Origin of the sequence: Phenylobacterium sp., from assembly GCF_031360265.1 — a bacterium.
In the GTDB taxonomy this organism is placed as follows: domain Bacteria; phylum Pseudomonadota; class Alphaproteobacteria; order Caulobacterales; family Caulobacteraceae; genus Phenylobacterium.
Genome location: NZ_JANMBF010000168.1, coordinates 1 through 12546 on the forward strand (window position 1 = coordinate 1; position 12546 = coordinate 12546).

General features: G+C 69.0%; 16 protein-coding genes. 7 read left to right on the plus strand and 9 right to left on the minus strand.

Annotation, left to right across the window (positions count from 1 at the left end; translation table 11 throughout):
• Nucleotides 1-42: 42 nt before the first annotated feature.
• The 4 genes from RMN86_RS15330 to RMN86_RS15345 are packed head-to-tail and all read right to left on the minus strand — an operon-like array spanning nucleotide 43 to nucleotide 3237.
• A complete protein-coding gene (locus tag RMN86_RS15330) occupies nucleotides 43-1002 on the minus strand; it encodes a hypothetical protein (protein ID WP_309606759.1) in 960 nt (319 codons plus the stop codon).
• A gap of 5 nt (nucleotides 1003-1007) precedes the next feature.
• On the minus strand, nucleotides 1008-1517 hold the full coding sequence (locus RMN86_RS15335) for a DUF6468 domain-containing protein (RefSeq protein ID WP_309606720.1): 510 nt from the start codon (nucleotides 1515-1517) through the stop codon (nucleotides 1008-1010).
• On the minus strand, nucleotides 1514-2605 hold the full coding sequence (fliM, locus tag RMN86_RS15340; RefSeq protein ID WP_309606721.1) for a flagellar motor switch protein FliM: 1092 nt from the start codon (nucleotides 2603-2605) through the stop codon (nucleotides 1514-1516). The genes RMN86_RS15335 and fliM overlap by 4 nt, the downstream gene beginning before the upstream one ends.
• 32 nt (nucleotides 2606-2637) lie before the next feature.
• Nucleotides 2638-3237, minus strand: coding sequence for a flagellar basal body-associated FliL family protein (locus RMN86_RS15345; protein ID WP_309606722.1), 600 nt, complete (start codon nucleotides 3235-3237; stop codon nucleotides 2638-2640).
• A gap of 216 nt (nucleotides 3238-3453) precedes the next feature.
• Between RMN86_RS15345 and flgF the strand changes: the two genes are divergently transcribed.
• From flgF to RMN86_RS15375, 6 genes are read left to right on the plus strand one after another with little or no spacing between them, the layout of a single operon-like run.
• Entirely contained in the window at nucleotides 3454-4191 is a 738-nt protein-coding gene (flgF, locus tag RMN86_RS15350; RefSeq protein ID WP_309606723.1) for a flagellar basal-body rod protein FlgF, read from the plus strand.
• A 15-nt stretch (nucleotides 4192-4206) separates the two neighbouring features.
• On the plus strand, nucleotides 4207-4995 hold the full coding sequence (flgG, locus tag RMN86_RS15355) for a flagellar basal-body rod protein FlgG (protein WP_309606724.1): 789 nt from the start codon (nucleotides 4207-4209) through the stop codon (nucleotides 4993-4995).
• A gap of 3 nt (nucleotides 4996-4998) precedes the next feature.
• Nucleotides 4999-5763 (plus strand): flagellar basal body P-ring formation chaperone FlgA, encoded by a 765-nt coding sequence (gene flgA / locus RMN86_RS15360; RefSeq protein WP_309606725.1) that lies wholly within the window; start codon nucleotides 4999-5001, stop codon nucleotides 5761-5763.
• Between the two features lie 13 nt (nucleotides 5764-5776).
• Nucleotides 5777-6517: a flagellar basal body L-ring protein FlgH gene (flgH, locus tag RMN86_RS15365; protein WP_309606726.1), complete on the plus strand. Its 741-nt coding sequence runs from the start codon at nucleotides 5777-5779 to the stop codon at nucleotides 6515-6517.
• 59 nt (nucleotides 6518-6576) lie between these two features.
• Nucleotides 6577-6834, plus strand: coding sequence for a type II toxin-antitoxin system prevent-host-death family antitoxin (locus RMN86_RS15370; protein WP_309606727.1), 258 nt, complete (start codon nucleotides 6577-6579; stop codon nucleotides 6832-6834).
• Nucleotides 6831-7244, plus strand: a complete 414-nt coding sequence (locus RMN86_RS15375; RefSeq protein WP_309606728.1) for a type II toxin-antitoxin system VapC family toxin — start codon at nucleotides 6831-6833, stop codon at nucleotides 7242-7244. The genes RMN86_RS15370 and RMN86_RS15375 overlap by 4 nt, the downstream gene beginning before the upstream one ends.
• On the opposite strand, the gene dxs is transcribed toward RMN86_RS15375, so the two are convergent.
• The 5 genes from dxs to RMN86_RS15400 form a co-directional block, all read right to left on the minus strand.
• Entirely contained in the window at nucleotides 7241-9154 is a 1914-nt protein-coding gene (dxs, locus tag RMN86_RS15380; protein ID WP_309606729.1) for a 1-deoxy-D-xylulose-5-phosphate synthase, read from the minus strand. The two genes, RMN86_RS15375 and dxs, sit on opposite strands and share 4 nt — an antisense overlap.
• 27 nt (nucleotides 9155-9181) lie before the next feature.
• Nucleotides 9182-10081, minus strand: coding sequence for a farnesyl diphosphate synthase (locus RMN86_RS15385; protein WP_309606730.1), 900 nt, complete (start codon nucleotides 10079-10081; stop codon nucleotides 9182-9184).
• On the minus strand, nucleotides 10081-10323 hold the full coding sequence (locus RMN86_RS15390; protein ID WP_309606731.1) for an exodeoxyribonuclease VII small subunit: 243 nt from the start codon (nucleotides 10321-10323) through the stop codon (nucleotides 10081-10083). Before RMN86_RS15390 ends, RMN86_RS15385 begins: the two co-directional genes overlap by 1 nt.
• A gap of 8 nt (nucleotides 10324-10331) precedes the next feature.
• A complete protein-coding gene (locus tag RMN86_RS15395) occupies nucleotides 10332-10940 on the minus strand; it encodes a histidine phosphatase family protein (RefSeq protein WP_309606732.1) in 609 nt (202 codons plus the stop codon).
• A 77-nt stretch (nucleotides 10941-11017) separates the two neighbouring features.
• Nucleotides 11018-11944, minus strand: coding sequence for a histone deacetylase family protein (locus RMN86_RS15400; RefSeq protein WP_309606733.1), 927 nt, complete (start codon nucleotides 11942-11944; stop codon nucleotides 11018-11020).
• On the opposite strand from RMN86_RS15400, the gene RMN86_RS15405 reads away from it, so the two are divergent.
• Nucleotides 11943-12527, plus strand: a complete 585-nt coding sequence (locus RMN86_RS15405; RefSeq protein WP_309606734.1) for a GNAT family N-acetyltransferase — start codon at nucleotides 11943-11945, stop codon at nucleotides 12525-12527. The genes RMN86_RS15400 and RMN86_RS15405 overlap by 2 nt on opposite strands.
• Nucleotides 12528-12546 lie beyond the last annotated feature (19 nt).

Consider the following 12546-nt stretch of genomic DNA (forward strand, 5'->3'; position numbering starts at 1 on the left):
CGCGGCGACGCCGGCCCGCAGGGTCTGGCGCAGCCCCACCGGCTACCCCGCCTTGGCCGGAGCCGGGCCGGCAGGCGCCTTGTCCGCGGTCGCGGCCGACGCGGCGGCGGCTTGTTCGCCGGCCGGCGCGGCCTTGCGCGCCGCCGGCCGGGCGCGTTTGCCGGAAGCACGTCTGCCGGGCGTGGCCTTGCCGCTCGCATCGGCGGCGGGAGTCGTCGCCGCGGCCGGGGCGCTGGCCTGGGCTGTGGCGTTCTGCGCCAGGGTCTGGGCGGCGGAGAAGCGGCGGGCCAGCGATTCCGTGAGCTTCTTGGCCTCCAGCGGCGTCATCTGGCCGACCACGGCGGAGAGCGACTTCTCCTTCATCTTGGCGGCGATCGGCAGCCGGACGGCGTCGTCGAGGATCGCCAGGCGCGCGGCCGCGTCCTTGGGTTTCATCCCCTCGAAGACCTTCACCAGCCGGGCGACCTCGCCGGCTTCGCGGCCGTCGGCCTGGGCCAGCAGGCCCTGCACGTCGGTCTTCAGGCCGCCCAGCACCTTGACCTTGGCGTCGAGCTTGGCTTCGGCGGCGGCCAGCAGCGCCAGCTGGGTCGAGAGATCGGTCTCGCGCTGGTCCAGCTGGGTGCGGCGCGCGCCCAGGCTTTGCAGCTGCTGCAGCTCGGCGGGCGAAAGCCCGGCCTGCTTGGCCAGTTCCGCGGCGGTTGGGGCGCAGACCGCCCTGGGCTGGAGGGTCGGCGGCGGCAGGCCCACGGCGGCCACATCTGTCGCGGATCCTGTGGCTGAGGGCGTGACCCCGGGCAGCGGCGTCGCCAACGGCGTTTCGGCGGGTTTGCCGGCGACCTTCGTCGCCTTCGCGGCCTTGGCCGGCTTGACCCTCGCGGCGGCCTCCTCGGCGCGGGCGCGGGCAGCCGAGACCAGGCCCGGCAGATCGCGCGCGCCGGCCAGGGCGTTGATCGCCAGCACCCCGCCCACGGCGATGCCGACGAGCGGCAGGATGCGCGGCATGGTCTTCAACGGGGGGCTCCGCGCACATCGTCCAGGGTCAGGGGCAGGTCCTCGAAGAGCTCGTCGTCGAACGCCGGCCGCCCGCGCGCGCCGGTGGGCGCTCCGGCCTGGACCCGCGGCGGCCGGACTTCACGCGCCGCCGCCAGCAGGGCACCCAGCCGGCGCTCGGCCACGCCATCGTCGGCGGCCTCGGGGCGCAGCCTGGCGGGAAGCTCAACGGGCCGCGCCGCCGCCGGCGCCTGGTCGATCAGACGTTCGAGCTTCAAAGCCAGACCGCGACCCTTCTCGATGCGATCACCCAGAACGTCGATGGCCTCGTCCGTGGCGGCGCGCAGGTCAGCGAGACCCTGTTCGGCGCGCGCCGCTGCGCCATCGAGTTCGCGCACCGCCAGGGCGAAACCGTCGTGACTGTCGCGCAGCGCCGCCAGCCGGCGGTTGAGCCGCCAGCCCATCACCAGGGTCGCCACAAGCAGGACCGCCAGCAGCAGGTTCAAGATCAGGCCGACGTTGCTCATGGAGTCCTCTGCACGGCTTGCCGGGCGTGAGACGTCAGGGGCGCCTCGACGCGGACGGCGATGTGGGCGTTGCGGCGGCCCATGCGGCCGCGGGTCAGGGGAATAGCGCCGGCCCGCAACTCGATCAGGCTGTCGGGCGTGGCGTTCAGCATCAGGGTGTCGCCGACCTTAAGGTCGAGCACTTGCCGCAGGCCGACCTGCTGTTCGTCGAGCACCGCGCGAACCTCCATGCTGGTGGTCCACAGTTCCGTGGCCAGGTGGCCTTCCCAGATGTTGTCGCGACCGAACTTCTCGCCCATGAACTGCTGCAGCAGCATCTTGCGGATCGGTTCGAGCGTGGCGTAGGGCAGCAGGAGCTCTATGCGCCCGCCGCGGTCTTCCATGTCGATCCGCAGCTTCACCAGGATGGCGGCGTTGGCGGGCCGGGCGATGGCGGCGAAGCGCGGATTTGTCTCCAGGCGATCCAGGGTGAAGGTGACCGGCGTCAGCGGCTCGAACGCCTCGCGGGCGTCGGCCAGGACGACCTCGACCATCCGCTGCACCAGCACGCGTTCGATGGTGGTGTAGGGCCGACCCTCGATGCGCATGGCCGCGGTGCCGCGCCGACCGCCCAACAGCACGTCGACGATCGAATAGATCAGGTTCGAATCAACCGTCAGCAGGCCGTAGTTGTTGAGTTCCTCGGCCCGGAATACCGACAGGATCGCCGGCAGGGGGATCGAGTTCAGATAGTCGCCAAAACGGATCGAGGAGATGTTGTCGAGGCTCACCTCGACGTTGTCGGAGGTGAAATTCCGAAGCGAGGTGGTCATCAGCCGGACCAGGCGATCGAACACGATCTCCAGCATCGGCAGACGTTCGTAGGAGACCAGCGCGGAGTTGATGATCGCCCGGATGCCGGTGCGCTCGCCGCCCTCATCTTCGGACAGGTCGAAGCCCAGGAGGCTGTCGATCTCGTCCTGATTGAGGATGCGCTCCGCGCCGGCGTCATCGTCGTCGCCCCAGCTGCTGGGCTCCGCGCCCGGGGCGGCGGCGACGCCCTCGGGGGCGGCGGCGACTTCGACAGGATCTTCGGTGTCATCGGCCATGTGGTGCGCGCGTCCCCCGGCCCCTTGCGGGGTCAGTTGATCAGCATCTCCTCGATCAGGACGGCGTTCGCCTTGGAGGGCGCGACCACCAGGTTGACCCGGCGCAGAATCTCCATGCGCAGTTGATAGGAGCCCTGGCTGCCGGACAAATCCTCAGGCCGCAGTTCGCGCAGGAAGGTCTGGAACATGTCCTGAAGCCTGGGCATGTTGGCGTCCAACGCATCGACCGTTTCCTGGTTCGGCAATTCCAGGGTCAGTTTGAGCTTCAGGAAGGTCGGCCGACCGTCGGCGGTCTGCATGTTCACCACGACGTCGGGCAGAGTGTAGAACAGGACGCCGTCGGGACCTTCGCGGACCTGGCCAGCAGCCTTGTCGTCCTTCTTGCCCTCTTCCTTCTTCTTGCCCTTCTTCACGGGCTTCTTGGCGTCTTTGCCGGCATGGGCCGCGTCGGGCTTGGGCTTGAGGAACAGGAAGTAGGCCGCGCCGCCACCGCCGCCGAGCACCACCAGGGCGCCGGCGCCGGCGATCAGCATCAGCTTCATCGAGAGCTTTTTCTTGGGCTTGGCGCCCTCGGCGCCTTCCCCCTCGACGGCCTCCTCCTCAGGGGCCTCCTTGACCTTGGCTTCGGCCACGCGCGCGTTCCTTTGAACCCTATGCGCTCACCCATGCGACCCAGATGGTTAACGCCCGGTTCTTAACCGGTCCCGGCGGCGGCCAAGCCTGCCCGGCAGTTTCCGCCGCCGGGTGCGCGTTAACTCTATTGTTGCTTGATTTTATTGGCCTTCTCGGTTGGCCCAAAGTTTGCAGCCACAGATCCTGAATGTGTCGCGTCGCAAGGCTCCGCAAGCATGGACAACGCCCTCTACGTCGGACTGTCGCGCCAGATGGTGTTGCGCAGGCAGATGGACATCGTCGCCAACAATGTGGCCAACGCCGACACCAACGGGTTCAAGGTCGAATCGCTGATCACCAAGGAACAGCCCGGCGCGCCGGCCTTCACGCTGGGCGGTCCCAGGCCGGTGAAGTTCGTCGGCGAGGACGGGGTGGCCCGCGACTTCGGCCAGGGGGCCCTGCGCCGCACGGATGCGCCGCTGGACCTGGCCGTCGAGGGCCAGGGGTTCTTCAAGGTCAACACCAAGGACGGCGAGCGCTTCACCCGCGACGGCCGCTTCCGCACCGACGACACGGGGCGGCTGACAACCCAGGCCGGCGACACCGTGGCGGACGATGGCGGCGGCGAGATCGTCATCGATCCTCAGAAGGGCCAGGTCACGGTCGCGCCGGACGGAACGCTCAGCCAGGGCGCCGAGCGGGTCGGCAAGGTCGGCGTCTTTCAATTCGCCAACCTCTCGGTGCTCGAGAAACGCGGCGGCAACCTCTACCAGAACACTTCCAACCAGCAGGCGACGCCGGCCGAGAGCGCCAAGGTTCGCCAGGGCATGTTGGAGGGATCGAACGTCAATTCGATCCTGGAGATTACCCGGATGATCGAGGTCAGCCGGGCCTACGAATCCACCAGCCAGATGATGTCAGCCCAGGCCGACCTGTCGCGAAGCTCGATTTCGCGGCTCGGCCGCGTGCAATAGTAGAGGAACGGAACGATGCAGGCTCTTCGGACCGCGGCGACCGGCATGGCCGCCCAGCAGTTGAACGTCGAGGTGATCTCCAACAACATCGCCAACATGAACACTGTTGGCTACAAGAAGCAGCGCGCCGAATTCCAGGATCTGCTCTACCAGACCCTGGAGGCCGCCGGCGCGCAGTCGTCCAGTCAGGGGACCATCGTCCCGACCGGGGTGCAGGTTGGCGCGGGCGTCAAGGCGGGATCGGTCTATCGGATCGGCACGCAGGGGGCGATGACCCGCACCGACAACAAGTTCGACCTGGCCATCGACGGCCGCGGCTTCTTCCAGGTGCTGACCCCCACCGGCGAGACCGCCTATACCCGCGCCGGCAACCTGTCGGTCAACGACCAGGGACAACTGGTCACCCCGGACGGCTATCAGATCCAGCCGGCGGTCTCGATCCCGCAGAGCGCCACCGACGTCACCATCTCCAAATCCGGCCAGGTGCAGGTCAGCGTCCCGGGCTCGCCGACCCCCAGCATCGTGGGAACCCTGGAACTCGCCACCTTCCTGAATGAAGGCGGCCTGATGGCCCAGGGCGCCAACCTGCTGAAGGAAACCGCCGCCTCGGGCGCGGCCACCACCGGCACGCCCGGCACGGCCGGCTTCGGCACCCTGCTGCAGGGCTACACTGAGGCCTCCAATGTCGATCCCGTCACCGAGATCACCTCGCTCATCGTCGCGCAGCGCGCCTATGAAATGAATTCCAAGGTCATTACCACCGCCGACAACATGCTGGGCGTCGCCAACCAGGTGAAGCCGTAGGCCATGCGCGCGATCCTCGCCCTTGCCGCCATAGTCTGCGGGCTCGGGGCCATGTCCGGTCCCGCCATCGCCGGCCGGCCGGTGACCCTGAAGGCCGACACCGCCAACACCGATGGCACCGTGACACTGGGCGACCTGTTCAACGCCGCGGGCCCGGCCGCCAGCGTTCCACTCGCCACCCGGACCGGCCCCAGCGTGGTGCTGAACGCCGCCCAGGTGCAGTCTGCAGCCCAGCGCGCGGGTCTGGACTGGGCCAACGCCGAGGGTCTGAAGCTGATCGTCGTTCACGAAGGTCCGTCCGCCAGTCCGGCCGCCAGCGCCGGCGCCTTGCCCAGCCGCGGCAATGTCGATGTGCTGACCTATACCCGCAGCCTGGCTTCCGGCGAGATCGTCCAGCCCTCGGACCTGGTCTGGGGCAAGGCCGCGGCCGGCCCCGCCGATGCGCCGTCGGACGCTGAGGCGGTGATCGGGCAGGCCGCCCGGCGGGCGCTGCGCGCCGGCGCGCCGGTCTCGGCCCACGATGTCGGCGCGGCCATGGTGATCAAGGCCGGCGAAACCATCACCGTCACCTATGACGCCGACGGCGTGTCGCTCTCGCTGCAAGGCAGGGCCATGGCGTCCGGCGGGGTGGGCGACACAATCAACGTCCAGAACACCGCCTCGAAGCGGACCGTCCAGGCCCTGGTCAGCGGACCGGGTCAGGCGGTGGTCGGCCCCGCCGCCGACCAGATGAAGGTCTCCCGCGCCGCCCGTTTCGCCACCCGCTGAAGGAAACGCCGCCATGCGTTCGCGTCCCCTCCTCGCCCTGCTGATCCTCGCGCCTGTGGTGTTCGCGGGGCTGAGCGCCTGTTCGACCGTCAAGGAGGCCATCCACGGCCCCGACCTCGCGCCGGTGGGCTATCCCGCGGCCCTCGCGCCCATGGACCAGCGGGTAATCCAGCGCGATGCGCCAATTCCGGCCAGCGCCAATTCCCTGTGGCGCTCGGGCGCGCGGGCCTTCTTCATCGACCAGCGGGCGGGCAAGGTCGGTGACATTCTCACCGTGCAGATCATAATCGACGACAGCGCCAAGACCACCAATACGTCACAGAGTTCGCGGACCTCCGGGGTCACCGCCGGCTTCCCCCACCTGCTGGGTCTGGAATCCAGCCTTGGGAAACTGTTGCCGAGCGGGTTCGACCCGGCCAACGCGCTGTCGACCAATTCCAAGACCACCAGTGACGGCGCCGGGGCGGTAAACCGGGCGGAAAAGATCAGCCTGACCATCGCCGCGGTGGTCTCCGCCGTTCTGCCCAACGGCAATCTGGTGATCCAGGGGACCCAGGAAGTCCGCACCAACAACGAGCTGCGTCAACTGACGGTGGCAGGCATCGTTCGCCCGGAGGACATCTCCTCCTCCAACACCATCAAGCACACCCAGATCGCCGAGGCCCGCATCAGCTACGGCGGCCGCGGCGACATCAGCCGCGTCCAGAAGACCCCGGCCGGCCAGTCGCTGATCGAACGGTTCACGCCGTTCTGACGACGACGTTCTGACGACGACGTGGACAAAATGGCTATCGGATAGCTATATTCCGGCCAATGAGCCGCCACAGCGTCGTCGACGCCAAGAACAACCTGTCCGAACTGATCGCCCGCGCCGAGAGTGGCGAGGAGGTGGTGATCACGCGCCATGGGCAGCCGGTGGTCGAACTGAAGGCGGTGACGGCGGCCCAGCAGGGACCGCGGCCAATGACCCAGGCCGACCTGGAATGGCTCGACGCCGGTCGGATCAAGCCCAGGCATGGCGCCGTCGACTCGGCGACCCTCGTCCGACAGATGCGCGATGAGGGTTATTGAGAGTCTACGTCGATACCAGCGTGGTGGTGTCCCTGATGGTGCTGGACGCGAACACCGACCGCGCCCGGCGACTGACTCCCAGCGAGTTCATTGTCAGCGATCTGACAGCTGCTGAGTTCGCCTCAGCCTTGACGATCCGCATTCGAACGGGATCACTGACCCGAGATGAAGTGCGGCGCGCGCATAGCCTCTTCGATGCCTGGCGCACGAGGAACGCCGAAAGTGCGGATGTCCTATCGGCGGATTTTCGGGCCGCAGAGACCATCATCCGCACGCTCGACTATCGCTTGAAGACAGCGGACGCGACGCACATCGTCATTGCACGCCGCCTGGGCGCCACCCTGGCGACATTCGACGCGGCCATGGCGCGCGAAGCCCCACGGCTGGGTCTCACCCTCGTCGAAGTCTAAGCTCGCCAGCCCTTCGCCACCGCGTTGTCCATGCCGAGCGCGGCCAGCGCCCCGCGGACGATGCCTTCGGCGTCGAGGCCGGCCTGGGCGTACATGGTCTCGGGCTTGTCCTGGTCCTGGAAGATGTCGGGCAGGACCAGGGTGCGGACCTTCAGGCCACGGTCGAGCGCGCCGTGGTCCGCCAGCGCCTGGAGGACAAAGCTGCCGAAGCCGCCGACCGCGCCCTCCTCGACGGTGATCAGCGCCTCGTGCTCGCGGGCGAGCCGCAGGATCAGATCCACATCCAGCGGTTTGGCGAAGCGCGCGTCGGCGACGGTGGCGGAGAGTCCGCGGGCGGCCAGCATGTCGGCGGCCTTGAGACTCTCGGCCAGCCGCGTGCCGAAGGAAAGGATGGCGACCGCGGTCCCCTCGCGCACGATGCGGCCCCTGCCGATCTCATAGGGCTGGGCCAGCGCCGGGATCTCCACGCCGGTCCCCTCGCCGCGCGGATAGCGGAAAGCGCTCGGCCGGTCGTCGATCTCGACGGCGGTGGCGATGGCGTGAGCCAGCTCGGCTTCGTCGGCCGGACCCATCAGGATCATGCCGGGCAGGGCGCCCATGAAGCCCACGTCGAAGGACCCCGCGTGGGTCGGGCCGTCGGCGCCCACCAACCCCGCGCGGTCCATGGCGAAACGCACCGGCAGGCGCTGGATCGCCACGTCGTGGACGACCTGGTCATAGCCGCGCTGCAGGAAGGTCGAATAGATCGCCGCGAACGGCTTCATCCCGTCGGCGGCCAGGCCGGCGGCAAAGGTCACCGCATGCTGCTCGGCGATGCCCACGTCGAACATGCGATCAGGAAACCGCTCGCCGAACAGGTCCAGGCCCGTGCCGGACGGCATGGCCGCGGTGATCGCCACGATCTTCGGATCGATCTCCGCCCGCTTGATCAGCTCCAGCGCGAAAACCTTGGTGTAGCCGGGCGCCGCGGGCGTGCCCTTCGCCTGCTGGCCGGTGACCACGTCGAACTTGACCACCGCGTGGTGCTTGTCGGCGGCGTTTTCGGCCGGCGCATAGCCCTTGCCCTTCTGGGTGACCACATGCACCAGCACCGGCTTGTCGGTGATCGCGCGCGCGTTCTGCAGGACGTGGACCAGGGCGTCCATGTCGTGGCCGTCGATCGGGCCCACATAGTAGAAGCCCAGTTCCTCGAAGAAGGTGCCGCCGGTGACCATGCCCCGGGCATATTCCTCGGCCTTGCGGGCGGCCTCCTGCATCGGCTTGGGAAACACCTTGGCCACCGACTTGCCGACCCGGCGGATCGAGCGATAGCCGGCGCCCGACACCAACCGGGCCATGTAGGCGCTCATCCCGCCCACCGGCGGGGCGATCGACATGTCGTTGTCGTTGAGGATCACGGTCAGCTGCCGGGTAGTCTCGCAGGCGTTGTTCATCGCCTCATAGGCCATGCCGGCGCTCATCGAGCCGTCGCCGATCACCGCCACCACGCGATTGTCCTGGCCCTTGCTGTCGCGGGCCGCGGCGAAGCCCAGCGCCGCCGAAATCGAGGTCGCCGCGTGCGCCGCGCCGAACGGATCGTAGGGGCTTTCCGACCGCTTGGTGAAGCCCGACAGGCCGCCGGCCTGGCGCAGGGTGCGGATGCGGTCGCGCCGGCCGGTGAGGATCTTGTGCGGATAGGCCTGGTGGCCGACGTCCCAGATCAGGATGTCATCGGGCGTCTGATAGACATGATGCAGGGCCACCGTCAGCTCGACGACGCCCAGGCCCGCGCCTAGGTGCCCGCCGGTCTGCGAGACCGCCTCGATGGTCTCGGCCCGAAGCTCGTCGGCGAGCTGCCGCAGCTGGGCGATCGACATCGCGCGCGTGTCGGCGGGCGAAGCGATCGTGTCGAGAAGGGGCGTTGCGGGCATGGGCGAAGCGAACTTACGGGACCAAAATCAGCTTTGGCGCTCTAACACGAAATCGACGCTCGCCCGCAGGAATTCCGCCGCCGCGCCGAACGGTTCGAGATGGGCCTTGGTCTGGCCGCCCAGCAGCGTCAGGCGCTCGCGCGCCGCGCCGACACCCAGCAGGGTGACGAAGTTGGCCTTGCCCTTGCCCGCGTCCTTGCCGACCGCCTTGCCCATGGCCTGCGCGTCGCCCTCGGCATCCAGCAGGTCATCGACGATCTGATAGGCCAGGCCCAGGTCGTGGGCGAAGGCCAGCATGGCGTAGCGTTCGGAATCCTTGGCGCGGGCCAGCACCAGCGGCAGCTCGAAGGCGCACGCGATCAGGGCGCCGGTCTTCAGCCGCTGCATGCGAGCCACCCCGCCCAAATCGTCGCGAACGCCCAGGATGTCGATCATCTGGCCGCCGGCCATGCCGCGCGCGCCGGCGGCCAGCGCCAGTTTCATCACCAGCTCGGCCCGCAGCGCCCCGTCCGAACAGGTGTCGGGATGGGCCAGAATCTCGAAGGCCGCGGTCTGCAGGGCGTCCCCGGCCAGGACCGCGGTCGCCTCGTCATAGGCCCGGTGAACGGTCGGCCGGCCGCGGCGCATGTCGTCATCGTCCATGCAGGGCAGGTCGTCGTGGATCAGGCTGTAGGCCTGAATACATTCCAGCGCGCAGGCCGCCCGCAGCACCGAGCGCTCCGGCACATCGAACATCTTGCCGGTCTCGAGCGCAAAGAAGGTTCGCAGGCGCTTGCCGGGCCCGAGTGCGGCATAGCGCATCGCCTCGGTCAGCCGGGATTCGGGGCCATCGGCGCGTGGCAGCAGTTCGTCAAGCGCCACGGTGACCAGGTCTGCGGCCTGCGCCACCCGCTGGGCCAGCACCTCCCGCGCGGATTCCGCCGCCATCAGCTGAACTCGGCGGGTTCAACTCCAGGCGCGCCGCCGGCGCCCATGACGATCTTCTCCACCCGCAGGCGCGCCGCCTCCAGGCGCGATTCGCAGTGGGACTTGAGCGCCGCGCCACGCTCATACATCCGGATGGAGTCTTCGAGCGGCGCCTGGCCCGATTCCAGGCGCGCGACGATCTGCTCAAGCTCGGCCAGAGCTTGCTCGAAGGTCAGGGTGGCGATGTCGGCGGGTTCGGACATGAGATTTCCTAGCCCCGCTCAAAGCGGCGCGTCGACCAGTATTTGTAGCCTTCGCTGCGGGTCATGCGCCAGCCATGGCGGCGCAGCGCGCGGCCGACGAGCAGATTGAAGAAGCCGTGCGCCAGGACCACGACGTTCCAGCCGTCGTAGGCCTGACGCTCCAGCATCAGCGCGGCTTCCTCGGCCCGGGCCTCGGCCTGCCGGCGCGTCTCGCCGCCTTCATGATGATTGAAGAACCACCACCAGAATCGCGCGAAAAATCCCCACAGGCGCGGCGAAAGCCGCACCCAGGAGGGCCAGTTGGGCGGCGGCAGCGGCGCCTCCACAAACAGCGCTTCCTCCGTGAATGTCCGACCCTTGCCGACCGCTTCAGCGCTTTCCCGGGCCCGCAGCCGGGTCGAGGCGATCAGTACGTGGCAGGTCTCCACGAAGCCCACCAGCATCGCCGGCGGCGTCTGACCCGGGAGCAGGCCGGTGACCTCGTACCGCGCCCAGAACGCTCGATATTCCCGCGACGACAGGCGCACCTTGCGCGACAGCGCCGGCTCGCCGTGCCGGGCCAGGGTGATGGCGCCGGGCTGTGGCGGCGGGATCGGCAGGGGACCCTGGGCGGTCAAGGCGCTGGCCGGTCCATCCGAACGGCTGGCGTGCAACCTCTCACCTGTCGCGTCCCCAACTCTCGATGAAAGGGGCCCTACCCCTCGGACAGGGCCCGCACATGCGCAAGCGCCGACGAGCCCAGAGCCTCAAGGTCGTAGCCGCCCTCAAGCGAGGACACAACCCGGCCCTTGGCGTGGCGGTTGGCCACCGAGACGATGGCCCGCGTGGCCCAGGCGAAGTCTTCGGCTTCCAGCGACTGTCCGCCCCCGCCCACGGGATCGCGCGCATGGGCGTCGAAGCCCGCCGAGATCAGCACCAGATCCGGCGCGAAGGCGTCGAGGCGCGGCATCAGGCTTTCGAACGCCTTGCGCCACACCTCGCGCGGCGCCCCTTCGGGCGAGACGGCGTTGGCGATGTTCGGCGAGGTGGTCTCCGACGGGTGGCCGGTGCCCGGCCACATCGGCCATTGCTGAATCGAGGCGAGAAACAGCCCGTCTTTCCCGTCAAACGCGGCCTGGGTGCCGTTGCCGTGATGAACGTCGAAATCGACGACCGCGACCTTCGCCAGTCCCGCCGCCTGGGCCGCAAGGGCGGCCACCGCCACGTTGGAGAAGATGCAGAAGCCCATCGGAACGCCCGGCTCGGCGTGATGGCCGGGCGGGCGCACGGCGCAGAAGGCGCGCTGGCCCTGACCGGCGGCCACGTCGCGGACCGCGGCCGTCACCGCGCCGGCCGCCCGCCGCGCGGCGGTCAGGCTGCCCGACGACATGAAGGTGTCGGCATCGAGCTTCAGCCGACCCGCCCCCGGCCGGGCCGCGAGGATGGCGGCGAGATAGTCGCGGCCGTGCACCCTGGCGAGGTCAACCTCGTCGATCAGCGGCGCGTCGTGAACCGACAGCCGCAGATCGCTGGCGTCGCCCAGCGCATCGGTCACCGCCTTCAGCCGCGCCGGGCGCTCGGGGTGGCGCTCACCGGGATGGTGGTCGAACATATCGACATGGGTGTAGAGCGCGACGGTCATGCGCCATCCTAACCCAGATTCTCCCGCCTCGCCCGCGCTCCAGCCCTTGATCCGGCGCGCCGGGGTCGCCGACGCCGCAGCCCTGGCCGCCATCGGCGCGGAAACCTTCCTGGAAACCTTCGGCCACCTCTATCCGTCCGCCGACCTCGACCGCTTTCTGCCGGGCGCCTATGGCCTGGAGCGAACGATCGCCGACCTGGCCGATCCGGCCAAGGCCCACTGGCTGGTGGAATTGGACGGCCAGGCCATCGGCTATGCGTCGGCCGGTCCGTGCGCCCTGCCCCACCCCGAGGTGACGGCCGACTGCGGCGAACTCAAGCGGCTCTATTTCCGCAAGGCCTGGCAGGGCGGCGGCATGGGCGGGCAGCTGTTCGCCGAGACCCTGACCTGGCTGCAATCGGCCGGCCCGCGCAGGCTCTGGATCGGCGTCTGGTCGGAAAACCACGGCGCCCAGCGCTTCTACGCCCGCCATGGTTTCAGCAAGGTGGGCGAATACGGCTTCGAGGTCGGAAGCACCATCGACCACGAGTTCATCCTGCGCCGCGAGGCGGAGGGGTTCACAGTCGAGGGCGACCTGACCTAGCGGCGTCCCGCCACGCTGG

Excerpts from the sequence above, each read along its gene's own strand:
- RMN86_RS15330 (WP_309606759.1), bottom strand. The coding sequence starts at position 1,002 with ATGCCGCGCATCCTGCCGCTCGTCGGCATCGCCGTGGGCGGGGTGCTG.
- RMN86_RS15335 (WP_309606720.1), bottom strand. The coding sequence starts at position 1,517 with ATGAGCAACGTCGGCCTGATCTTGAACCTGCTGCTGGCGGTCCTGCTT.
- fliM (WP_309606721.1), bottom strand. The coding sequence starts at position 2,605 with ATGGCCGATGACACCGAAGATCCTGTCGAAGTCGCCGCCGCCCCCGAG.
- flgF (WP_309606723.1), top strand. The coding sequence starts at position 3,454 with ATGGACAACGCCCTCTACGTCGGACTGTCGCGCCAGATGGTGTTGCGC.
- flgG (WP_309606724.1), top strand. The coding sequence starts at position 4,207 with ATGCAGGCTCTTCGGACCGCGGCGACCGGCATGGCCGCCCAGCAGTTG.
- flgA (WP_309606725.1), top strand. The coding sequence starts at position 4,999 with ATGCGCGCGATCCTCGCCCTTGCCGCCATAGTCTGCGGGCTCGGGGCC.
- flgH (WP_309606726.1), top strand. The coding sequence starts at position 5,777 with ATGCGTTCGCGTCCCCTCCTCGCCCTGCTGATCCTCGCGCCTGTGGTG.
- RMN86_RS15370 (WP_309606727.1), top strand. The coding sequence starts at position 6,577 with ATGAGCCGCCACAGCGTCGTCGACGCCAAGAACAACCTGTCCGAACTG.
- dxs (WP_309606729.1), bottom strand. The coding sequence starts at position 9,154 with ATGCCCGCAACGCCCCTTCTCGACACGATCGCTTCGCCCGCCGACACG.
- RMN86_RS15385 (WP_309606730.1), bottom strand. The coding sequence starts at position 10,081 with ATGGCGGCGGAATCCGCGCGGGAGGTGCTGGCCCAGCGGGTGGCGCAG.
- RMN86_RS15390 (WP_309606731.1), bottom strand. The coding sequence starts at position 10,323 with ATGTCCGAACCCGCCGACATCGCCACCCTGACCTTCGAGCAAGCTCTG.
- RMN86_RS15405 (WP_309606734.1), top strand. The coding sequence starts at position 11,943 with ATGCGCCATCCTAACCCAGATTCTCCCGCCTCGCCCGCGCTCCAGCCC.
- RMN86_RS15400 (WP_309606733.1), bottom strand. The coding sequence starts at position 11,944 with ATGACCGTCGCGCTCTACACCCATGTCGATATGTTCGACCACCATCCC.